The organism is Streptomyces sp. NPDC058697 (assembly GCF_042715345.1).
In the GTDB taxonomy this organism is placed as follows: Bacteria; Actinomycetota; Actinomycetes; order Streptomycetales; family Streptomycetaceae; genus Streptomyces; species Streptomyces liliifuscus.
Window position 1 is genome coordinate 62924 of sequence record NZ_JBHXSU010000006.1, and the last position, 23266, is coordinate 86189.

Below are 23266 nucleotides of genomic sequence, written 5' to 3' on the forward strand. Positions count from 1 at the left end.
TTCGGGCTGTCGCTTGCCCAGTGTCGTTCAGTCCTTCGTGAGAGCGGTCGTACTGCTACCTAGAGTACGTGCCTCGGCGCCCACAGGTTCCCCTCGGGAGCGGTCCGGCCCGGACTACAGGCCGCTGCCGGGCTTGGCCAGGCGCACGGGCTCGGGCTCGCTCCGGGGCTTGGACAGGGCGGCCGGCTCGGGTTCGCGCGGTGCTCCGAACAGCATGCGCCGGATGTCGGCCCGGGTCTGGCGTGCCGTCTCACGGGCGCTCGCCAGGGCCTGCCGGGTGGTACGGCCCACGCTCCGGGCGGCCTCCGCCGCAGGCCGCCAGACGGCGTCCCGTACGAGGTGCCCGACGGGGGTGAGCACGCTCTTGTACGCCCATCGCACCGGCTCCACGAAGATCCACCGGAAGAGTCGCCCGAGGAAGCGTCCGACGGCGAGGGAGATATATCCCGCGACGCGCCACGCGTGTCCCAGGGCTTCGCCGATCTCCCGGGCGACGACGGCGATGGCCCGCCCGACGGGTGCGAGCACCCAGCGCCACAGGGCGACCGCGGGCACGACGAAGATCCACCGCAGGAGCGTCCCGACGACCATGGCGATCCAGGTCACCCCCGCCCAGATCCCACGCCCGATCCATGTCATGCCGGCCCACAGCCCTGCGCCGATCCATGTGACACCGGCCCACAGGCCACTCGCGACCCATACGACACCGGCCCAGAGGCCCAGGGAAGCCCATGTCACGCCCGCCCACACACCGCGGCCGACCCATGTGATGGCGGCCCACAGCCCCAGCGCGGCCCAGGCGAAACCCCGCCCGGTCGGCGCGAGCAGCGCCCGGTACAGCCAGCCGGCGGGAGCGACGACCGACACCCGCCACAGCCAGGCGCACCCGGCCCCGATCCCCCGCAGCGCCCACACCACTCCGTGTCCGACGGGCGTCAGCACGCGCGCGTAGAGCCAGACGGCGGGGACGACGAGCAGCACGTTCCCGAGCCAGGCCAGGGCGCGGCCCAGCGGCAGGGCCACGTACCGCCAGAGCCCCACCCACGGCCAGACGAACACCAGCTTGCCCAGCCACGCCAGGGCGTACCCGAGGCCGGTCAGCAGCCACGCGACGACGGTCGCGATCCCCTCCACCAGCCAGACGACGGCGCGGCCCACGGGCGCGAACACCCACATGAACGCCCGCCCCAGGGGCCGGAACAGCGTGTCCTTGAGGAAACGCCCGCCGACGACCAACGCGTCCCACACCATCCGAACCGGCACGACCAGCACCAGCACGACGATCCGCACCGGAATACGGATCGCGACGGCGAGGCAGCCCTCGGGAGCAGCGTCCTCCCGCCGCGCGGGCACACCGTGCACCCCGTGCACCCCGTGCGCACCGGATGCCTCGGGCGCCACGGGCAACGCGGGCTGCGCGGGCGTCCCACTCGGCACAGGCGACTCACGCGGCGCGGGCGACGGCGCCTTCTCCAGGTCCATATCAACGAGGACGCACCAATGACCCGTAAGGATGCAGAACCGCAGCTTTCCGCCCCGCTCGTCCTCGAACTCTCCCCACCGGCCCGAAGACTGGCCCGAAGACCGGCCCGAAGCCTGTGGACCGGTCCGGTGAGGGCGCCGACCGGCGAGGGGCTGGTCCACGTCGATCCCGTACTCCCGGGTGAGTTCCTGCCGCGCCCGCTCCTCCACCTGACGCTGCTGCTGCCGCTGCACCTCGGCCCAGATCCCGACCAACCCATTGGAGCGACGACTCATGCCCTACGGGCCCTCCCCCACCACTCCGAGGCCCTGCCAATGGGGCCGATCCGGATCACCGAAGTCCTGGCCGTACTCTGCTTTCCTCGCGATGTGATCCAGGGGTGGGCTGTGAAGAACGCAATGGTTCGAAGATGTGCGGTGGGCGGAGTGTCCTTGGCGCTGTTACTCGGGTCCACCGGTTGCGGCACCAAGGTCGACAAGAACCCCTCTGGGGCCCAAGCACCGGACAGCACGACTCAGGGGAAGAAGCCCACGACACGAGTGCTGACCCAGGACCAGTTGGAACGGGCCGTCGTGAACCAGCACGACCTCCCAGGACTCTCGATCGACAGAATCGGCGTGGGTACGGAAGGTGTCGGCGACGGTGTCGTCAAACCCTTCTCCACCAACGGAACACAGCCCGCGAAGTGCGCACCGGTCGGCGCCGTTCTTGAGGGGGGCAGCGGTTACACACCTGTCGGCAGCGTGATGCGTATCGCCAAGAGCAGGGAGGGTGCGGCCACGCTCTACCTGGTGTCGTATCGCGAAGGGCAGGCCGTTCGGGTCATCGAAGACCTCCGCACGGCCCTGCGAACCTGCACAGCGTTCACGGCAGGACCGATGAAGGCGGCCTACACGGACGTGAGAACCACCGACGATCCGTCCCAGGGTGACGACGGACTGTCCTTCCGGCTCACCCAACTCATGGAGGGCCCTGGCGAGGGCGACCCCCTCAAGGTCCCGGAGACCCTCATCGCCATCCGCTCCGGCTCGGCGATCGCGGTCTTCACCGCCGTTCCCGACGGCACACAAACCGTCCCGAAGCTCCCCACGGACCTCGTGAACGCCCAGTCGAAGGCACTCGGCGCCGCGACCCGCACAACCTCGTAGAGCACCCTGCAGGACCAGAACCCGCAGAAGCCCATTCCTCACTGCCGGACCCTTCAATAACTGGCAGTGCGGTTGAAGCTGGTGATGTTGAGCTTGACGCCCTTCGCACCCTTGAGCGTCGTGGGGTACTCGCCCCGGGTGGTCTGGCCGGGTTGCACGTTGATCTCCAGTTGAGAACCGTTCGCAAGCCGGGTGCCGCCGGCGTCAACCGCTTCCCAGTCCCATGAGTAGTCGGACTTCTCGCTGCTGCCGTTCTTGATCGTCCAGACAACCCAGATATTGGTGACACCGGCTTCTGAGCGATCGTCCAGCTGAAAGCTCGTGAGGTCAGCTCGTTCGCCCCGGGGTTCCTGCGTCTCCTCGCGCGGCGTCGTGTCGGTGGTAGTCCTACTGGGCGCAGGTGTGGTGCTCTCATCGCCATCCCCCAGCGCGATCACCACCACCACGACGATGACGATCACGGCGGCCAAGGCGCCACCGCACCCCCAGAGACAGGCACGCCCCCGCGGCTTCCTCTGAGGCGGCCCAGCGGGAGACGTCCACTGCCCAGATGAGGGAGGCCCCTTCCCCGGACTTCCCCACCGAGGACCGTCGACAGGCGGCTCACTCCCCGGCATGTCTGCCTCCTCCGTAGCGGATACCGCCACGCTAGGAAGCCGGAGGGCACCCCGCGAACCGAGAGCGGCCACCCAGGCGACGCAGGCCGCACCACCGGAGGACGGCAGCCTCTACCTCGCTACCGTCCCCGCCCCAGAGCCTCTACAACGCGCCCCAACACCTCACCCACCTCAGTGAGCGTGCCCACTCGTCGCCGGGTCCTTCTTGACCGTCAGTGGGAGCAGCTTCTTGCCGGTGGGGCCGATCTGGATGGAAGTGTCCATCTGCGGGCACACCCCGCAGTCGAAGCAGGGCGTCCACCGGCAGTCCTCGACCTCTGTTTCGTCGAGGGAGTCCTGCCAGTCCTCCCAGAGCCAGTCCTTGTCGAGGCCGGAGTCCAGGTGGTCCCAGGGGAGGACCTCTTCGTAGGTGCGCTCGCGCGTGGTGTACCAGGCGACGTCGACGCCGAAGGCGGGGAGCGTCTTCTCGGCGCACCGCATCCAGCGGTCGTACGAGAAGTGCTCGCGCCAGCCGTCGAAGCGGCCGCCGTCCTCGTAAACCGCGCGGATCACCGAACCCACCCGCCTGTCGCCCCTCGACAGCAGGCCTTCCACGATGCCCGGCTTGCCGTCGTGGTAGCGGAAGCCGATCGAGCGGCCGTACTTCTTGTCGCCGCGGATCTTGTCGCGGAGCTTTCCGAGACGTACGTCCGTCTCCTCCGCCGACAGCTGCGGGGCCCACTGGAAGGGGGTGTGGGGCTTGGGGACGAAGCCGCCGATCGACACCGTGCAGCGGATGTCGTTCTGCCCGGAGACCTTGCGGCCCTCGGCGATCACGTTCATCGCCATGTCCGCGATCTGGAGGACGTCCTCGTCCGTCTCCGTCGGCAGGCCGCACATGAAGTAGAGCTTCACCTGGCGCCAGCCGTTGCCGTACGCCGTGGAGACCGTACGGATCAGGTCCTCTTCCGAGACCATCTTGTTGATGACCTTGCGCATGCGCTCCGAGCCGCCCTCGGGGGCGAAGGTGAGGCCCGAGCGCCGGCCGTTCCTCGTCAGCTCGTTCGCCAGGTCCACGTTGAACGCGTCCACGCGGGTCGACGGGAGGGACAGGCCGACCTTGTCCTCCTCGTACCGGTCCGCCAGGCCCTTCGCGATGTCGCCGATCTCCGAGTGGTCGGCCGAGGAGAGGGAGAGGAGGCCTACTTCCTCGAAGCCCGTCGCCTTCAGGCCCTTCTCCACCATGTCGCCGATGCCCGTGATGGAGCGCTCGCGCACCGGGCGGGTGATCATGCCCGCCTGGCAGAAGCGGCAGCCGCGCGTGCAGCCGCGGAAGATCTCCACCGACATGCGCTCGTGGACCGTCTCGGCCAGGGGGACGAGGGGCTGCTTCGGATACGGCCACTCGTCCAGGTCCATGACCGTGTGCTTCGACACCCGCCACGGGACACCCGACTTGTTGGGGACCACACGGGCGATACGGCCGTCGGCGAGGTACTCGACGTCGTAGAACGCCGGGATGTACACCGATCCCGTCTTCGCGAGGCGGAACAGGACCTCCTCGCGACCGCCCGGCTGCCCCTCCGCCTTCCACGCGCGGATGATGTCGGTCATGTCGAGCACGGCCTGCTCGCCGTCGCCGATGATCACCGCGTCGACGAAGTCGGCGACCGGCTCGGGGTTGAAGGCCGCGTGGCCGCCGGCCAGCACGATCGGGTCGTCGAGCGTCCGGTCCTTGGACTCCAGCGGGATGCCCGCCAGGTCCAGGGCGGTCAGCATGTTCGTGTAGCCCAGCTCCGTGGAGAAGGACAGGCCGAACACGTCGAAGGCCTTCACCGGGCGGTGGCTGTCCACCGTGAACTGCGGGACCCGGTGCTCGCGCATCAGCTCCTCCAGGTCCGGCCACACGCTGTACGTGCGCTCGGCGAGGACGCCCTCACGCTCGTTCAGGACCTCGTAAAGGATCATGACACCCTGGTTCGGAAGTCCGACCTCGTACGCGTCCGGGTACATGAGCGCCCAGCGGACGTCAGTGGTCTCCCAGGGCTTGACCGTGGAGTTGAGCTCTCCGCCGACGTACTGGATCGGCTTCTGCACATGCGGGAGCAGAGCTTCGAGCTGCGGGAACACCGATGCAGCGACTTCGGCAGACATCTCGCAAACCTTTGGTGGGGGTGAGATCCGACAGGGGTGACCATCCAGCCTAACGTGCCGGGAGCCACCCCCCGTCCGCCGTCCGAAGCGGAGATCCTCAGAACACCGTCCCGCTCCGGATCGTCTCCCACGCGCCCGGCAGCTCGGCCTCGACACCCTCCGCCGCCCGCTCCTCACGCCCGTACAGCACCCCGTACGTGAAGGCGTTCTCCCCCGCCGCGTGCGCCTGGGTCGCGACGTCGCGCAGGGCCTCACGTGCCATGACGCTGTCCTGGTGCTCGCCGAGCAGGTTCTGCAGGGACTTCATGTCGCTCGTCAGGCTCTTCGCGGGTTTGCCGAGTGCGGGGGTGGCCGCCTCCGCCGAGTACCGGGTGCGCTTGGCCTTCTTGCGGGCCTCGTGGATCGCGAGGTCGCGGTCCGGGCCCGGCGGAGCGTCGATGGCTTCCGCGATCAGTCCGGACAGCTTGTCGAAGTCCTTGCGCACGGCCTTGGAGATCACCTTCTCCGGTTCTCCCGAGGCGGCCTTGAGCAGCGGCGGGGTGGCGAGGAGCGTGTCGAGGGCGGTGAGCAGGTCCAGGTACCGCCTGCCGTCGAGGACCGCGATGAGACGGCGCCGGGAGCCGGAGCGGCGGGCGTGCGACCAGGTGCGGATCCGGGTGCGGACGGGCCCGGTGAGCTGGGCGCGCGGGAGGGCGTCGAGGGCCGCCGTCAGCCGCTCGGTCAGGACCTCCTGGTCGCGGTCGACGCCCAGCTCCCCGGCCAGCCACTTCAGCTCGTCGCCGATCGGGTCGGTGACGGCCCGGTCCAGGATCTTCCCGTACGAGCGGAAGGCGCTGCGCATCCGGCGGGTGGCCACGCGCATGCTGTGCACGGAGTCGTACACGTCGCGCCGGACGGCGGGGTCGAGCTCGATGATCGCGTCGCGCTGGGCCCGTACGTACGCGAGGACGTGGTCGCCCGAGGTGACGGGAGCCGCTTCCACGACGGCCTGCTTACGGGGTGCCTGGCCCGTCTCCCCGAGGGCTCTGGCCAGCTTGGACGCGGACTTGGAGCGGGAGACGCCGGCCTTGCGGAGTTTCTTCTCGACCTTGTCGAGGAAGGCGGGGTCGCCGTCGTCGGCCAGCTCGACCTCGATCTCGGTCCATTCGGCGGTCCCGTCGCCGCCGCTGAGCCGCTCGGCGTGTACGCGGTCGACGCTGATCTCGGCGAGCAGGCCCCCGGAGTCGTCGACGAGGTGGCGGATGTCACGGGCCGACCGCAGCCGGACGACGGGGACGAGTTCGGCGTCGCGCACCCGGGAGCGGACGAGCCCGCCGAGTGTCCGGGGCACGGTGTCGGAGAGCGGGGCGTGGATCTCGTCCCGTACGCCCTCGGAGACCGGCAGTTTCAGGTGCCAGCCCGCGTCGTCGCCCCCGGTGCGGCGGCGCAGGGTGAGCGACGCGGCGGCGAGCCGTTGATCGGGCGTGTCGTAGTAGGTCGCGTCGAGTTCGGCGACGCCCTTGTCGATGACGGCCGAGACGCCGGAGACCTTTGTCAGGTCCGGCAGATCCGCCAGTCCGGCGCTCTCATCGGCTTCGTATTTACGCTCGATCTCCCGCTTTGTGTCCGCCATGAACCGAATCTAGTCGCGAATCCGGCTCATGGGCAGCCCTCACATGTTCACTAGGCCGACATCGGCCGTTGGACGCGGATCGATTGCAGGAGTCCCACGGCCACCCAGACGGCGAACATCGACGAGCCTCCGTAGGACACGAAAGGCAGTGGCAGACCCGCCACCGGCATGATGCCGAGGGTCATGCCGACGTTCTCGAACGACTGGAACGCGAACCAGGCGATGATCCCGGCGGCGACGATCGTGCCGTACAGCTCGGTCGTCTCGCGGGCGATGCGGCAGGCCCGCCACAGCACGATGCCCAGCAGGACCAGGATCAGTCCGGCGCCGACGAAGCCGAGCTCCTCGCCCGCGACCGTGAAGACGAAGTCCGTCTGCTGCTCGGGCACGAACTGGCCGGTGGTCTGCGAACCCTTGCCGAGGCCAGTGCCGAAGAGACCGCCGGAGCCGATCGCGATACGCGCCTGGTTGGTGTTGTAGCCGACGCCCGCCGGGTCGAGCTCGGGGTTGGCGAAGGCCGCGAAGCGGTTGATCTGGTACTCGTCGAGGATCTTGAGCTGCCAGACCGCGATCGCGCCGAGGGCGCCGGTGCCGAGCAGCCCGAAGACCCAGCGGTTGGAGGCGCCGGAGGCGAGCAGCACGCCGAGTACGACGATCACCATGACCATGACCGAGCCGAGGTCGGGCATGAGCAGGACGACCAGTATCGGTACGGCGGCCAGGCCCAGGGACTGCAGGACCGTGCGGTGGTCGGGGTAGGGCTTGTCTCCGGCGTCGACCCGGGCCGCGAGCAGCATCGCCATGCCCAGGATGATCGTGATCTTCACGAACTCGGAGGGCTGGAGCGAGAAGCCGCCGCCGATGACGATCCACGCGTGCGCGCCGTTGATGGTCGCGCCGAGCGGGGTCAGCACAAGGAGGATCAGGAGGACGGAGATCCCGTACAGGATCGGTACGGCCGTGCGCAGGGTGCGGTGGCCGAGCCAGACCGTGCCGATCATCAGGGCGAAGCCGATGCCCGTGTTGAGCAGATGCCGGAACAGGAAGTAGTACGGGTCGCCCTGGTTGAGCTCGGTGCGGTTGCGGGTCGCCGAGTAGACGAGGGCCGCGCCGATCAGGGAGAGCGCGATGGCCGAGAACAGTATCGGCCAGTCGAGCCTGCGGGCCAGCGAGTCGCGGGCGAACAGCCGCGACAGGCTGGAGCGTTCGGGCCCGTAGCCGGAGACGGAGAACCCGTTCGAGCCGGTCATGTGAGCGTCCTCCGCCGCTTCCTCGGGCGGGCCGAGCGCCTTCGGGCGTCGCGGTTGTCGCCGGTGTTCGGGTTCGGCACGGTGGCGGCCGGGTCGTCGCCCGACACCGGCTGCAGCCCGCCCTCCTCGGAGGCCTGCTCCTCGTCGGCCGGGTACTTCCCGGCCTTCGGGGAGTCGATCGAACCGTCCTTCTCGATCTTCGGCAGGCTCTTCTGCGGGGTGGGGAGCAGGGCCTTCTTGTTGTCGATCGTGCCATCCTCGGAGATGCCGTACAGCGCGTTGTAGATCTTGCGCACTGCGGGGGCCGAGGCACCGGAGCCCGTACCACCCTGGGAGATGGTCATGACGACCGTGTAGTCCTTGGTGTACGTGGTGAACCACGAGGTCGTCTGCTTGCCGTAGACCTCGGCCGTACCCGTCTTGGCGTGCAGCGGGATCTTGTCCTGCGGCCAGCCGCCGAACCGCCAGGCGGCCGAACCGCGGGTCGCGACTCCCGCGAGGGCATCGTCTATGGCGTCGCGCGTCTTCTGCGTCATCGGCAGCTTGCCGTGCGACTTCGGCTTGATCTCCTGGACGGTCTTGCCGTCGGGGCTGATGATCGCCTTGCCGACGGTCGGGTCGTAGAGGGTGCCGCCGTTGGAGATCGCCCCGTAGATCGTCGCCATCTGGATCGGGGTGACGAGCGTGTCGCCCTGGCCGATGGAGTAGTTGACGGAGTCACCGGCACGCATCCGGTTGCCTTCGAGGCAGTTCTCGTACGCGATCTGCTGGGCGTACGAGCCGCCCTTCTTGCCGTACTTGCACCAGGCGTCCTTGTTGGCCTTCCAGTAGTCCAGCTTCCACTGGCGGTCGGGGACGCGGCCGGCGACCTCGTTCGGCAGGTCGATGCCGGTCACCTTGCCGAGGCCGAACTGGTGGGCCGTCTTGTAGAACCAGTCCTTGGCGTTCTTCTTCGGCTTGATGCCGCCGTCCCGCTTCCACTCCTCGTGGGAGAGCCGGTAGAAGACGGTGTCGCAGGAGACCTCAAGGGCGCGGCCGAGGCTGATCGGGCCGTACCCCTTCGACTCGAAGTTCTTGAAGACCTGGCCGCCGATGGAGTACGAGCTGGAGCACTCGTAGGGGCCGTCGAAGGAGTAGCCCGCGTTGACCGCGGCGGCCGTCGGGATGACCTTGAAGACGGAGCCGGGGGCGGACTGGCCCTGGATCGCGCGGTTCAGGAGCGGGTAGTTGGAGCCCTTGCCGGTGAGCTTGGCGTAGTCCTTGCCGGAGATGCCGCCGACCCAGGCGTTCGGGTCGTACGACGGGTTGGACGCCATCGCGACGACACGGCCGGTCTTGGCCTCCATGACGACGACCGCTCCGGAGTCGGCCTTGTAGTTCTCGCCGGTGTTGTCGTCGAACTCGTCGCGGGCGTCCTTCATCGCCTCGTTCAGCTCGTACTCGGCGACGCGCTGGACGCGGGAGTCGATGCTGGTGACGACGTTGGCGCCGGGCTGGGCCTCGTCGCTCTTGGCCTGGCCGATGACGCGGCCGAGGTTGTCGACCTCGTAGCGGGTGACGCCTGCCTTGCCGCGCAGTTCCTTGTCGTACTCGCGCTCAAGGCCCGAGCGGCCGACCTGGTCGGAGCGCAGATACGGGGAGTCGGTGTCCTTGGCCTTGGTGATCTCCTCGTCGGTGACGGGGGAGAGATAGCCGAGGACCTGCGCGGTGTTGGCCTCGCCGGGGGCGGCGTAGCGGCGGACGGCCTGCGGCTCGGCGGTGATGCCGGGGAAGTCCTCGGCACGCTCGCGGATCTGCAGGGCCTGCTTGGCCGTGGCCTCGTCGGTGATGGGGATCGGCTGGTAGGGCGAGCCGTTCCAGCACGGCTGCGGCGTCTTCGAGTCGCACAGCCGGACCTTGTCCATGACGTCCTTGGCCTTCATGCCGAGGACGCGCGCGAGCTTGGTGAGGACGGCGTCGCCGTCGTCCTTCATCTTCAGCAGGTCGGTGCGGGACGCGGAGACCACGAGCCGGGTCTCGTTGTCGGCGATCGGCACCCCGCGGGCGTCCAGGATCGAGCCGCGCACGGCGGGGCTGACGACCTGCTGGACGTGGTTGCCGGAGGCTTCCTTGGCGTACTCGTCGCCGTTGCGGATCTGGAGGTACCAGAGGCGCCCGCCGAGGGTGCCCAGGAGCGAGAGCACGAGGATCTGGATGACGACGAGCCGGATCTGGACCCTTGGGGTCCGGCCGGTCTCCGGGATGTTGGTCACTGCTCCCCCTCCCTCAGCTCTTGCGGTGTGCCGACCTCGTGAGAGCCCACACGGTGTGCAGTTGTTGTCGTGAGCGCCGCTCTCACAGCCGCTTGACCCCCTTGATGCGTCCCGCCCGGGCGACGCGCGCCCTGGCCGCCTTGACTCTCAGGCCGCCGCGCTGGCTGCCGATGCTCAGACCCGTGCCGGAGGACAGCCAGCCCGCGGTGACGTCGGGTTTCTTGGCGGAACCGCCGCCGCCCCCGGCTTCGGCGAGCGGGTCGTTCTCGGCGCGCCGGGCCAGGGCCATGATCCCGGGTACGACGAACGGGGCGAGCAGCAGGTCGTACAGGGCGGCGGTGAACAGCAGGCTGCTCAGGCCGACATGGCGGGCCGCGGTGTCGCCGACGAGGGCGCCCACTCCCGCGTACAGGAGCGTGGATCCGACCGCGGCGGCGACGACCACGGCCATCGGGCCGGTCGCGGACTTGAGCTGGCCGTTCTCGGGTTTGGCGAGTCCGGCGAGGTAGCCGATGACGCACAGCACGAGGGCGTAGCGCCCGGCGGCGTGGTCGGCGGGCGGGGCCAGGTCGGCGAGCAGGCCCGCGCCGAAGCCGATGAGGGCGCCGCCGACGTGGCCGTAGACCAGGGCGAGGCCGAGGACGGTGAGCAGCAGCAGGTCGGGCACGGCGCCCGGCAGGTGGAGCCGGGCCAGGACGCTCACCTGGATCACCAGGGCGACGACCACGAGGGTGGTGGAGAGCAGCATTCGGTTGAAGCGCATGGGATTCAGCTCCTACTTCCTACTGCTCTTGCTGCAGACCGTCGGCGGGCGCGTTCGCCGAGGGCGTGACCGTCACGGTCACGGTCGGCGTGGGCGTTGGCTCCGGTTTGGGCGGCAGCACGTCGTCACGCGGGTCCTTGCGCGGGGCCTGGACGACGACGCCGACGATGTCGAGCTTGGTGAAGGACACGTACGGCGTGACGTAGAGCGTGCGGGTCAGGTCGCCGCCGGAGGGGTCCACGCGGGACACGATGCCGACGGGGACACCGGGCACGAACGGCCTGTCGGCCTGGGAACCGAACGTGACCAGCCGGTCGCCCTCCTTGATCTTGGCCTTGCCGTTGAGCAGTTCCACGCGCAGCGGGCGGTCCCCCTGGCCGGAGGCGAAGCCCAGCTCGTCGGTGGCCTCCATACGCGTGCCGACCGTGAAGTCGGGGTCGTTGGCGAGCAGCACGGTGGCGGTGTTGGGGCCCACGGTGGTGACGCGGCCGACCAGCCCGTCTCCATTCAGCACGGTCATGTCGCGCTTGATGCCGTCGTTCGCGCCGACGTCGATGGTCACGGTCCAGGAGAAGCCCTGGGCCGCTCCTATGGCGATGACCTCGGCGCCCTTGATGCCGTACTGCCCGGCGCCGGCCGTCTTGAGGACCTTGTCGAGCTGTTTGAGGCGGCTGCGGTTACGGTCGTCGCTGCCCAGCTTCGCCTTCAACGCGGCGTTGTCGCGCTCCAGTTGGGCGATGCGGTCGTGGCGGCCACCGGAGCCCTTCACGGCCTCGATCGCGTTGCCGACGGGGTCGACCGCGGAGGACACCCCGTTCTCGATCGGGCCGAAGACCGTGGCGGCGGCCTGCCGGGCACCGTCGACCGGCGAGTCCTTGCCACCGCGGATGTCCACCGTGATCAAAGCGAACGCGATGGCGATCAGCAGCACCAGGAGCAGCCGGCTCTCTCGTGTGTCCCTCACGTGCGGCGGCCGTGCCTTCCTCGTCGAATACGTGTATGGCTCACCCGGAAGATCCCCGGAGTACCCGGAGCGCGGATCCGCGGGCGGCGTTATGGGGGAGCTTATGCCTGAATATCAACGATCCGCCGTACGAGAGGAGATCATCCCGTACGGCGGAATCGAAGAGTTACTTCATCTGCGCGGCTGGGCGTCCAGAACCTGCTGGAGCGCCTCGAACTCCTCGACGCACTTGCCGGAGCCGAGCGCCACGCTGTCGAGCGGATCCTCCGCGATGTGGATCGGCATGCCGGTCTCGCGACGCAGCCGCTCGTCGAGACCGCGCAGCAGGGCGCCACCACCGGTGAGCACGATCCCGCGGTCCATGACGTCGCCGGACAGCTCCGGCGGGCACTTGTCGAGGGTGGTCTTGACCGCGTCGACGATGGCGTTGACGGGCTCCTCGATCGCCTTGCGGACCTCGGCGGCCGAGATGACCACGGTCTTCGGGAGGCCGGAGACCAGGTCCCGGCCGCGGATTTCGGTGTGTTCGTCATTGTCGAGGTCGTACGCGGAACCGATCGTGATCTTGATCTGCTCGGCCGTCCGCTCACCGAGAAGGAGCGAGTACTCCTTCTTGATGTGCTGGATGATCGCGTTGTCCAGCTCGTCGCCGGCGACACGGATGGACTGTGCCGTGACGATTCCGCCGAGCGAGATGACCGCGACCTCCGTGGTGCCGCCGCCGATGTCCACCACCATGTTGCCCGTGGCCTCGTGGACCGGCAGGCCGGAGCCGATGGCCGCGGCCATGGGCTCCTCGATGATGTGCACCTGGCGGGCGCCGGCCTGGGACGACGCCTCGATGACGGCACGGCGCTCGACGCCCGTGATGCCCGAGGGCACACAGACGACGACGCGAGGACGGGCGAGATAGCGCCGCTTGTGGATCTTCAGGATGAAGTAGCGGAGCATGCGCTCGGTGATCTCGAAGTCGGCGATGACACCGTCCTTCAGCGGGCGCACGGCAACGATGTTGCCCGGCGTCCGCCCGATCATCTTCTTCGCTTCCGCGCCGACCGCGAGGATGCCACCGGTGTTGGTGTTGATCGCGACGACGGACGGCTCGTTGAGTACGATCCCGCGACCCCTGACGTACACCAGCGTGTTGGCGGTCCCGAGGTCGACAGCCATGTCACGGCCGATGAACGACATTGAGTTCCCCATCAGGATTCGTCTGGCCTTCCCAAGTGGAGCTTTTGATGGCTTTTTAGGTCGGCGAGGGTGAGCGCTGTGACGTGAAGGCTTCCATCGTAGTCTCGCCTGCACGAACACCGCGCGAGGGTCTTCGCCATTGTGACCAGATGACGTGCCGCCCCGCTTCTGGAGACGGTCCATCGGGGGAACGCGTTCCCTCGATCGCCACGCATATGCCAGCCGGCAGCTGCCATTGTGCGCCGCCTCCAGGTCAGAAGCCCAGGTGCCTGACATGACATCAGAAGATTCCTGGCGGGGCGGGTTCTCGGCGGGGCAAATGGGTGGGTGGGGGTTGAACAGTGGGTTACTGAGCGGGGCGGCTGGGGGCGTGATGGCGGGGCTGGGCTTGGTGGGACTGGGCTTGGTGGACCTTGGCTCGCCGGGGCTGGGCTTGCTGGGGCCAGTCCCTTGGCTCAGGCTCGCTGGAGCCAGGCGACTGGAGCCACCGGCCTGGACCTGCCGGGCCTGCCAGGTGCAGACCCGGTCTCCCGGGCACCCACGCCTGGCGGAGCGGGCCCAGGGCTGAGATTGGAGCCCACGGGCCTGGGCCTGAGCTCGGGCTCGGGCTCGCTGGGCCTGTCAGGCGTGGAGCCGGCCATTCCGGCGCCCACTGCCCAGGATTCCGGGCCCGGGGTCTGGGGGCGCTGGGCCTGGCGGGCGCAGAACCGGTCCCCCGGACGCCCACTGCCCCACATCCCAGGCCCGGACTCACAGGGCCCAGCAGCCTGAGCCCTCTGAGCCTGCCGGGGGCAGAACCGGCTCCCCCGGCGCCCATGCCTGGGCGGAGGAGGCTCAGGGCTGCTGGCAGTGAGTCCCGTGGGGCCCGGGCTGGGTCCTGAGACCTGGTCCTGGCCCTGGTCCTCAGGCCTGAGCCTGGGGCTTGGGGCCTGCGGCCCTGCGGCCTGGGAGGGCCTCCCAGGCGATGCCGGGCGTGCCCAGGCTCCCCCGCCCCGTGCGACCACGACCGGTCCGCCACACCCCTCGGCCCGCTGGTGGTGCGGGCCTCGGGGTGCGTCGGTCCGGCGGTCCCCCCGGGGCAGCCGTCCCTCGGGCAGCCGTCCCTCGGGGCAGCCGTCAGGCGAGGCCCGGGAAGAAGAGCTTCAGTTCGCGTTCGGCGGACTCCTCGGAGTCGGAGGCGTGGATCAGGTTCTCCCGGACGATCACACCGAAGTCACCACGGATGGAGCCGGGGGCGGCGGCGATCGGGTCGGTCGGGCCCGCGAGTGCCCGTACGCCCTCGATGACGCGCTCGCCCTCGACGACCAGCGCCACGATCGGGCCGGAGGCCATGAAGGCGACCAGGGGCTCGTAGAAGGGCTTGCCCTTGTGCTCGCCGTAGTGCTGCTCCAGCGTGTCCTGGTCCAGCGTGCGCAGCTCCAGCGCGGTGATCACCCAGCCGGCCTTGCGCTCGATGCGGCTGATGATCTCGCCGGTCAGGCCGCGACGGACCGCGTCGGGCTTGAGAAGGACGAGGGTGCGCTGGCTCACGGTGGTGGCTCCTTCGGGTCACAGATGTGCGGATGACCGAGGCTACAGGGCGTGTCCGGGTGCGTGTTACGCAGCGTCAGCTGCTACGGGGTGGGCCGGTCCGATACCGGGCGACCCGGCTGTTTTCGCCCCCACCGCCGCCCCCTACCCATTCCCGTTCCTTGCTCAGGGGCTCCGCCCCCGAACCCCCGCTCCTCAAACGCCGGAGGGGCTGAATAGCACGCCTACGCCGTGTTACCCCCAGCCTCAGCCTGCGCAGCGAACCGCGCCTTCGCTTCCTCCACCTTCCGGCCGAAATGGACCGAGGCCCACCACAGGGCGGCGAAAATGGCGCCGAGGAAGAACATGGTCGGCACGACGAACCCGCTCGCGATCAGCACGACCTGCAGCGCCCAGCCCAGCTGGACACCCCCCGGCCGCGTGATCATCCCGCAGAGCAGCAGGCACAGCACCATCGCGACCCCGCTCACCGTCCAGACCGTGGCCATGGACAGATCGGGATCCTTCATCGCGACAAGCCCCGCGAAACCGATGACGAAGAACTCACCGATCAGCGTCGAAGCACAGAGCGTACGCACGGATCAGCCCCTCCCCAGCAGCAACCGGGCCTCGCCCACCGTGATCACGGAACCGGTCACCAGCACACCGGCCCCCGCGTACTCCGCCTCCTCCTCGGCCAACGTGATCGCGGCCTCCAAGGCGTCGTCCAGCCGGGACTCGACCTGCACCCGGTCGTCCCCGAACACCTCGACGGCGATCGCGGCGAGCGAGTCCACGTCCATCGCCCGCTGACTGGAGTTCTGCGTGACGACGACCTCGGTGAAGATCGGCTCGAAGGCCTCAAGCAGCCCCCGTACGTTCTTGTCCCCGCTCGACCCCACCACACCGATCAGCCGGCTGAAGTCGAACACCTCACGGATACCCTCGGCGGTCGCCCGGGCCCCCGCCGGATTGTGCGCGGCGTCCAGCACGACCGTCGGCGACCGCCGCACGATCTCCAGCCGCCCGGGCGAGGAGACCGCCGCGAAGGCCTTGCGGACCGTGTCGATGTCGAGCGGCTCGGGCCGCTGGGACCCGACCCCGAAGAACGCCTCCACCGCGGCGAGCGCCACCGCCGCGTTGTGCGCCTGGTACGCCCCGTGCAGCGGGATGTACACCTCGTCGTACTCCCCGCCCAGCCCCCGGAGGGTCAGCAGCTGCCCGCCGACGGCGACCTGGCGGCTCACGACGCCGAACTCGAGCCCCTCGCGGGCGACTGTGGCATCGACCTCGACGGCCTTCTTGAGCATCACCTGGGCGGCGTCGACGGGCTGCTGGGCCAGGATCACCGTCGCGTCCTGCTTGACGATCCCGGCCTTCTCCTTGGCGATCTCCCCGGGGGTCGTACCGAGGCGATCGGTGTGGTCCAGATCGATCGGGGTCACGACGGCGACATCCCCGTCGATCACGTTCGTGGCGTCCCAGCTGCCGCCCATCCCCACCTCCACGACGGCCACGTCGACGGGCGCGTCCGCGAAGGCCGCGTACGCCATGCCCGTGAGGACCTCGAAGAAGGAGAGGCGGAACTCCTGCTGGGAGTCGACCATCTCGACGTACGGCTGGATGTCCCGGTACGTCTCCACGAACCGGTCGGCGGAGATCGCGGCGCCGTCCAGGCTGATCCGCTCGGTGATCGACTGGACGTGCGGCGAGGTGTACCGTCCCGTGCGCAAATCGAAGGCGCCGAGGAGGGCCTCGATCATGCGGGCGGTCGACGTCTTGCCGTTCGTCCCCGTGATGTGGATGGAGGGGTACGCGCGCTGCGGCTCCCCCAGCACGTCCATGAGCGCGGCGATCCGGCTCACCGACGGTTCCAGCTTGGTCTCGCCCCAGCGCGTCGCGAGCTCGGCCTCGACCTCACGGAGCGCCTTGTCGGTCTCCTGGTCGGACGGGCGCGTGGGGATGTCGGACTCCGGCGGCCCGCCCTGCGTGCGCAGGGTACGGCTGCCGGCCTCGATCACGGCGAGATCGGGATCACGCCCGGTCTCCGCCTCGACGATCTCGTCGAACGGGTCGACCGGGTCTGACTCACTGCTGTCGTGCGGGAGCTCACTCACACCCCCAGTCTACGGAGCCCCCCGCCCCCGGGAGGGCGCAGCCCTCTTCAGGGGCGCGGGGAACTGCGCGACAAGCCCCCACCGGCCGGCACCCCCGAACGCACCGTCGAAGGCACACGGGCATGGGCACACCGAGGGCCCCGGAACCACCAGGTCCCAGGGCCCTCGGCCACGTACACACGCTCACCCTCGCCGGAGGCGCTACGCCTCCGGCAGCCCCGCCAGCTGAGCCTGGATTCGAGCGATGTCCTCGTCCGCCTTGGCAAGCCGCCCCCGGATCTTGTCCACGACCTGATCCGGCGCCTTGGCAAGAAACGCCTCGTTGCCGAGTTTCGCGTTCGCCTGCGCCTTCTCCTTCTCGGCGGCGGCCAAGTCCTTGGCAAGCCGCTTCCGCTCGGCCGCCACGTCGATCGTGCCGGAGAGGTCGAGCGCGACCTGCGCCCCCGCGACCGGCAGCGTCGCCGTCGCCGCGAAGGCGTCGCCCTCCGGCTGGAGCCGCAGCAGCTGCCGGATGGCCGCCTCGTGCGGGGCGAAGGCGGTCCCGTCGAGGGTCAGCCGGGCCGGAACCCGCTGGCCGGGCTGCAGCCCCTGGTCGGCACGGAAGCGGCGGACCTCCGTGATGACCTGCTGCAGCATCTCGATCTCGCGCTCGGCACCGGCATCACGGAAGCCGCCCGGGGCGTCGGCCCCAGGGACCAGCACAGCCTTGGGCCAGTCCGCGATCACGACGGACTCGCCACCGGTGAGCGTGGTCCAGAGCGTCTCCGTGACGAACGGGACGACCGGGTGCAGCAGACGCAGGGTGACGTCCAGGACCTCGCCGAGGACCCGCTTGCTGACGTCGGCGGCGGCACCGCCCGCCATGAACGTCGTCTTCGACAGCTCGACGTACCAGTCGAAGACCTCGTCCCAGGCGAAGTGGTACAGCGCGTCGGAGAGCTTCGCGAACTGGAAGTCCTCGTAGAACGCGTCGACTTGGGCGACCGTCGCGTTGAGCCGGGAGAGGATCCACCGGTCCGTCGCCGACATCTCGGACGCGTCCGGGAGCGGGCCCTCGACCGTCGCGCCGTTCATCAGCGCGAACCGCGTGGCGTTCCAGATCTTGTTGGCGAAGTTACGGGACGCCTGGACCCAGTCCTCGCCGATCGGCACGTCCGTACCGGGGTTGGCGCCGCGGGCCAGGGTGAAGCGGACGGCGTCGGAGCCGTACTTGTCCATCCAGTCGAGCGGGTCGACGACGTTGCCGAAGGACTTCGACATCTTCTTGCCGCGCTCGTCACGGACCAGACCGGTGAGGGCGATGGTCTTGAAGGGGACCTCGCCGTCCATCGCGTACAGACCGAACATCATCATCCGGGCGACCCAGAAGAAGATGATGTCGTGGCCGGTGAGCAGGACGTCGGTCGGGTAGAACTTCTTGAGATCCGGGGTCTGTTCGGGCCAGCCGAGCGTGGAGAACGGCCACAGGCCGGACGAGAACCAGGTGTCGAGGACGTCGGTGTCCTGCCGCCAGCCCTCGGCCTCGGTGCCCGGCGGCTGCTCGTCGGGGCCGACGCAGACCGTCTCGCCGTCCGGGCCGTACCAGATCGGGATGCGGTGGCCCCACCACAGCTGACGCGAGATGTTCCAGTCGTTGAGGTTGTCGACCCAGTCGAAGTACCGCTTCGACATGTCCTCGGGGTGGATCTTCACCCGGCCGTCGCGGACCGCGTCACCTGCGGCCTGCGCGAGCGGGCCGACCTTGACCCACCACTGCAGGGACTGCCGCGGCTCGATGGTGGTCCGGCAGCGCGAGCAGTGCCCGACGCTGTGGACGTACGGACGCTTCTCGGCGACGATCCGGCCCTGCGAGCGCAGCGCGCCGACGATGGCGGAACGCGCCTCGTAGCGGTCGAGTCCCTCGAAGGGGCCGTGGACGGTGATGATCGCCCGCTCGTCCATGACCGTGATCGACTCCAGGCCGTGGCGCCGGCCGATCGCGAAGTCGTTCGGGTCGTGGGCGGGGGTGACCTTGACGGCACCCGTGCCGAACTCGGGGTCGACGTGGGTGTCCGCGACGACGGGGATGGAACGGTCGGTCAGCGGCAGTTTGATGCGCTTGCCGATGAGGTGCTGGTATCGCTCGTCGTCGGGGTGAACGGCGACGGCGGTGTCACCGAGCATCGTCTCGGCACGCGTCGTGGCGACGACGAGGGTCTCGTCACCCTCGCCGTACTTGATGGAGACGAGCTCGCCGTCGTCCTCCTGGTACTCGACCTCGATGTCCGAAATGGCCGTCAGACAGCGGGGACACCAGTTGATGATGCGCTCGGCGCGGTAGATCAGCTCGTCGTCGTACAGCTTCTTGAAGATGGTCTGGACGGCCTTGGACAGCCCCTCGTCCATGGTGAACCGCTCACGGTCCCAGTCCACACCGTCCCCGAGCCGGCGCATCTGCCCGAGGATCTTGCCGCCGTACTCCTCCTTCCACTGCCAGACGCGCTCGACGAACTCCTCGCGCCCGAGGTCGTGCCGCGACTTGCCCTCCTCGGCAAGCTGCTGCTCGACCTTGTTCTGCGTGGCGATACCGGCGTGGTCCATGCCGGGCAGCCACAGCGCCTCGTACCCCTGCATGCGCTTGCGCCTGGTCAGCGCGTCCATGAGCGTGTGCTGGAAGGCATGGCCCAGGTGGAGGCTGCCGGTGACGTTCGGCGGCGGAATGACGATGGTGTACGGCGGCTTCTCACTCTTCGCGTCGGCGGCGAAGTAACCCCGCTCCACCCAGCGCTCGTACAGCTTCCCCTCTACCTCGGCCGGCGCGTACTGGGTCGGCAGTTCGGGGGCGTTGGCTGGCGTCTGCTGCTGAGCGTTCTCGGTCACGGGGTCAGTTTAGGGGTGTGAACCTCCCCGGCGGAAACGCCGGGATTTCTGCCTTCTGTGGCTCTTTGGGCGGCGAGCAGATGCCCGACCGGTACCTGGTGAGGTAGCGGCACCGCCCTCATGAATCACACTGCTCTCCTATTGGAGAGCAGCAGCAACATCAGCACCGATGTCACAGTCAGTACCGATGGCCCGGTTCCGGGCACTACTACGTGCTTCACGCCTTCGCCCCGCACCAGCGAGCACTTGTGCCTGCTGGTGGAAACCATGGCGTTCCCGCTGGTCGGACGACCAGCCAGGTTGGGCTCGTAGATACTTCACCCGCATCTCGGTGCCGGGTGAAACCGGGACGAAGGTCCCGTCATTGATGGCAAGGGTGTGGATGTTCACCCCGCCCAGTGCGTCCCGGTGCAGCATCAGGGCACAGTCCTTGTTCGCGCAGGCGTATGTCCGGCCGCGCACCTTGCGGCGGCTCAGACAGTATGGGCATGTCTGTGACGAGTTCGCCTCGCTGATGTGTTGGATCGGCAGCCCGGTTTTGTACGCGAGCTGACGCTCCTGGACCCCTCGCTCCCACTGTGAAAGCTGCTGCCGGGTCGAGCGCGAGGCACGACGTCGCTTCTCCGTGTTCCTTTCGATTCCACGGACATCGCCTACGACAAGCCGTGCCACCACCTGGATGCCTTCAGAAGCCACCTGCTCGTGGGCCGCCACCTGATCGCGGATGAACCGATTGGCTTTTGCGGTGACCTGATGGTTGAAGTCACGCAAACGACGGTCGGTCTTCGCCGTGAGTTTCTTCCTCGCCTCTGCCAACTTTCGGTGGCGGCGCGAGCCGACGCGGCATCGGGACATCTTGGACTGCAACCGAGCCATGCCCTTGTTGCGCGCTTGCTTGACCGCGCGAGAACTGCGCCCGTTGAGAACGAGAGCCGCGTAACCACCGTTGGGAGTGACGGTGGCCAGTGTCATCGGGTTGATGATGCCCTCGTCCACCGCGATGGTCACAGTTCTCGGGGTCCCGCCGGATTGCTCTCCGGCTGCGGGTCCCACGGCACTTGGCAGGCTGTCATCGACGGAGCGATAGGAGATGCGAAGCGCCCACTCACGGGCCGCGCTGTCCCAGCACAGCTTCATCTCGCCCCAGCGATCCGGAGTGACCAACAGACCGAACCTGTCGGTGAACTCGGGCACCGGCAGCACAATCCGTTCCCGCGTTTTCCCCAGCGAAAGGAGCAGACGGGCGTGATCCTTGACCTTCCAGCCGAAGCGAGCGGTAAACACAAGGGGCCTGTATCTCTTCTCGCGCCACGGGAACTTCACCCCTCGGATTCCCTGCGCCTTGTTCGTGCGCGCCAGAGCGATGGCATCAGCCAGGTCGTAGGCAACGGCCTGTGCCGTATGAGCGTGCAGTGGACGCACTTCGCCAGGCAGTGATGTCACGTAACGCCTAATGTCTTCACGACCTGGTGATCGTCCCGCCGTCCACTCCGCACGGACCCAGGACACGGTCCGGTTCCACAACAACGCCGAAGCGTGGCAAGCCTCGTGCGCCCGCTCATGAGCCGCCCGATTCAGCCAGACCGGAACGACCGCGGTGAGAACCCGCAGCCGAGCGCCATCTCCCTTCCCGTCCACTCCCCGCCCCTTCCTCGTACGCAAGCTCCATGCCCACATGAACGTGCGACCGCGTCCTGCCTAACGCCTCGTCCGCAGATCAGTCACGGGTGAGGGGCGCAACTGTCACAGGCATGTAGTGAACCCAGAAGAGTTGGTAACGGCGGGCCCCCGATGCCCCGCATGGGCGCTCCGTACGCCAGGATGTTCGGAACACATAAATTTCTGGAGGGGAACCCAGTAATGAGCTACAACCAGCCGGGCCCGTACGGCGGGCAGCCTCAGCAGCCCGGACCGTACGGTCAGCCGGGTCCTTACGGCCAGCAGCCGCAGGCCCCCCAGCCCGGCTACGGATATCCGCAGCAGCAGCCTCCGCAGCAGCCCGGCTACGGGTATCCCCAGCAGGCCCCTCCCGGGGTTCCGCCCCAGCAGCCCGGCTACGGCCAGCAGCCCCCCGGCGCCCCCTACGGCGCGCCGATGCCCCCCGCTCCCGGCGGCGGCAAGAAGAAGACGGGCCTCATCATCGGCGCGGTCGCGGTCGTGGCGGCGATCGCGGTCGGCGCGTACTTCGTCGTCGGAAGCGGCAGCGGCGGCTCCTCGGACGTCGCGGACGACGGCCCCCACAAGCTGACGACTCCGGCGACGGTGCTCACGGAGTACAAGAAGAGCGAAGAGGCCGGTGGCGGCGGCTTCGACGCGAGCGACGTCAAGAAGGCCGAGAAGCACGGCGTCAAGAATGCCAAGGACGTCGACGCGGGCTACGTGGCCGGGGACGAGAGCAACCCGCTGTCCCAGAACATGATCCAATTCATGGGCGTGTACGGCGAGATCGACGACCCGGAGAAGGTCGTCGACGCCATGTTCGCCGACCTGAAGGACGAGGCCACCAAGGACTCCGATGACGGCGAGCTCGTCGGCAGCCCGAAGAGCTACACGCCCAGTGGGCTGGACGGCGCGGTCCTGAAGTGCCAGGAAACCAAGCTCAAGAACGACGAGGCGTCCGGCGACGCGGCCGCCGGCCCTTCGTCGATCAGCATGCCGGTGTGCGTCTGGGGTGACCACAGCACGCTGGGCGTCATCATCAACATCGACATGGCCAACGCCATGGCGGGCAAGGGCGCCGACCTCTCGGCGGCCGCCCAGCTGACGGCCAAGCTCCGCAAGGAAGTCCGCGTCAAGATCTGAGCTGCACAGCAAGAACAAAGGGGCCCGACTCAATCGATCGGGCCCCTTCGAGTCATTCACCCGTGGCTGCGATCAGATCTTGCCGCACGCCGTAAACGCATGTTCCGTTCTGACACCGGCACTCTCGAGTGCCGCGATGCACTTAGGAACACGAAGCAGTCCGGTTGCCCCACACGCGGATATGACTCTCTCCCCAACGACATAGCCAACGTCATACACGTATTGCCGGCAGTCCCTGGCGTTGGCCTGCGCAGGCGCCGCTGTCACGAGCGGCAGGACGGTTGCCGCCACGGTCAAACTGGCTGCCACCAGAGCGCGTTTCATTTTCACTAGTTGCCCTCCGTTTTTAATGCCTCACAGGGTGGTCACCCCTGCACACAAGTGGATCATTCGATGTGTGCATGCCACAAGTCGGCATCGCACACTTGGCCTGATCCAGGTGGAGATCGCGTGAAGACGTACGAAGGGGCGCGCCCGACCTTGGTCGGGGGCGCCCCCACGGACACACCGGTTAAAACCCCCTCAGAATGTACCCCCGCCCCCCCCCCCCCCCGGGCCCGGGGCTG

At 68.6% G+C, this 23266-nt stretch carries 15 protein-coding genes and 1 pseudogene; 2 read left to right on the forward strand and 14 right to left on the reverse strand.

What is annotated here, in order from left to right; genetic code table 11:
* Positions 1 to 27: 27 nt before the first annotated feature.
* A pseudogene (locus ACFWXQ_RS16310) lies at positions 28 to 1482 on the reverse strand (hypothetical protein).
* A gap of 432 nt (positions 1483 to 1914) precedes the next feature.
* On the opposite strand from ACFWXQ_RS16310, the gene ACFWXQ_RS16315 reads away from it, so the two are divergent.
* Complete coding sequence (locus ACFWXQ_RS16315; protein ID WP_383948354.1) at positions 1915 to 2631, forward strand: hypothetical protein; 717 nt, start codon at positions 1915 to 1917, stop codon at positions 2629 to 2631.
* A 53-nt stretch (positions 2632 to 2684) separates the two neighbouring features.
* Here the strand turns inward: ACFWXQ_RS16315 and ACFWXQ_RS16320 are convergent, their stop codons facing one another.
* The 13 genes from ACFWXQ_RS16320 to ACFWXQ_RS16380 form a co-directional block, all read right to left on the reverse strand.
* Positions 2685 to 3092, reverse strand: coding sequence for a hypothetical protein (locus ACFWXQ_RS16320; protein WP_383948360.1), 408 nt, complete (start codon positions 3090 to 3092; stop codon positions 2685 to 2687).
* A gap of 327 nt (positions 3093 to 3419) precedes the next feature.
* Positions 3420 to 5381 carry a TIGR03960 family B12-binding radical SAM protein gene (locus ACFWXQ_RS16325; RefSeq protein WP_383948351.1) on the reverse strand — a complete coding sequence of 654 codons (1962 nt, stop codon included), beginning with the start codon at positions 5379 to 5381 and terminating at the stop codon, positions 3420 to 3422.
* 97 nt (positions 5382 to 5478) lie between these two features.
* Entirely contained in the window at positions 5479 to 6993 is a 1515-nt protein-coding gene (locus ACFWXQ_RS16330) for a CHAD domain-containing protein (RefSeq protein WP_383948348.1), read from the reverse strand.
* Positions 6994 to 7043: 50 nt separating this feature from the next.
* Positions 7044 to 8243, reverse strand: coding sequence for a rod shape-determining protein RodA (gene rodA, locus ACFWXQ_RS16335; RefSeq protein WP_383948345.1), 1200 nt, complete (start codon positions 8241 to 8243; stop codon positions 7044 to 7046).
* Positions 8240 to 10495, reverse strand: a complete 2256-nt coding sequence (mrdA, locus tag ACFWXQ_RS16340; protein WP_383948342.1) for a penicillin-binding protein 2 — start codon at positions 10493 to 10495, stop codon at positions 8240 to 8242. Before mrdA ends, rodA begins: the two co-directional genes overlap by 4 nt.
* Before the next feature lie 82 nt (positions 10496 to 10577).
* Entirely contained in the window at positions 10578 to 11258 is a 681-nt protein-coding gene (gene mreD, locus ACFWXQ_RS16345; RefSeq protein ID WP_383948340.1) for a rod shape-determining protein MreD, read from the reverse strand.
* 19 nt (positions 11259 to 11277) lie between these two features.
* The gene (gene mreC / locus ACFWXQ_RS16350; protein WP_359856731.1) at positions 11278 to 12222 is read right to left on the reverse strand and encodes a rod shape-determining protein MreC; all 945 of its coding nucleotides are present in this window, start codon (positions 12220 to 12222) and stop codon (positions 11278 to 11280) included.
* A gap of 171 nt (positions 12223 to 12393) precedes the next feature.
* Positions 12394 to 13413 (reverse strand): rod shape-determining protein, encoded by a 1020-nt coding sequence (locus ACFWXQ_RS16355; protein ID WP_037747701.1) that lies wholly within the window; start codon positions 13411 to 13413, stop codon positions 12394 to 12396.
* A 1116-nt stretch (positions 13414 to 14529) separates the two neighbouring features.
* Positions 14530 to 14943, reverse strand: a complete 414-nt coding sequence (gene ndk, locus ACFWXQ_RS16360; protein WP_383948336.1) for a nucleoside-diphosphate kinase — start codon at positions 14941 to 14943, stop codon at positions 14530 to 14532.
* Between the two features lie 224 nt (positions 14944 to 15167).
* Positions 15168 to 15521 (reverse strand): DUF4233 domain-containing protein, encoded by a 354-nt coding sequence (locus ACFWXQ_RS16365; RefSeq protein WP_383948334.1) that lies wholly within the window; start codon positions 15519 to 15521, stop codon positions 15168 to 15170.
* 3 nt (positions 15522 to 15524) lie between these two features.
* Positions 15525 to 17039, reverse strand: a complete 1515-nt coding sequence (locus ACFWXQ_RS16370; protein ID WP_383948331.1) for a bifunctional folylpolyglutamate synthase/dihydrofolate synthase — start codon at positions 17037 to 17039, stop codon at positions 15525 to 15527.
* A 201-nt stretch (positions 17040 to 17240) separates the two neighbouring features.
* The gene (locus ACFWXQ_RS16375; RefSeq protein WP_383948328.1) at positions 17241 to 19898 is read right to left on the reverse strand and encodes a valine--tRNA ligase; all 2658 of its coding nucleotides are present in this window, start codon (positions 19896 to 19898) and stop codon (positions 17241 to 17243) included.
* Between the two features lie 138 nt (positions 19899 to 20036).
* Complete coding sequence (locus ACFWXQ_RS16380; RefSeq protein WP_383948325.1) at positions 20037 to 21341, reverse strand: zinc ribbon domain-containing protein; 1305 nt, start codon at positions 21339 to 21341, stop codon at positions 20037 to 20039.
* Positions 21342 to 21758: 417 nt separating this feature from the next.
* Between ACFWXQ_RS16380 and ACFWXQ_RS16385 the strand changes: the two genes are divergently transcribed.
* Positions 21759 to 22700 carry a hypothetical protein gene (locus ACFWXQ_RS16385; RefSeq protein ID WP_383948322.1) on the forward strand — a complete coding sequence of 314 codons (942 nt, stop codon included), beginning with the start codon at positions 21759 to 21761 and terminating at the stop codon, positions 22698 to 22700.
* Positions 22701 to 23266: the final 566 nt, after the last annotated feature.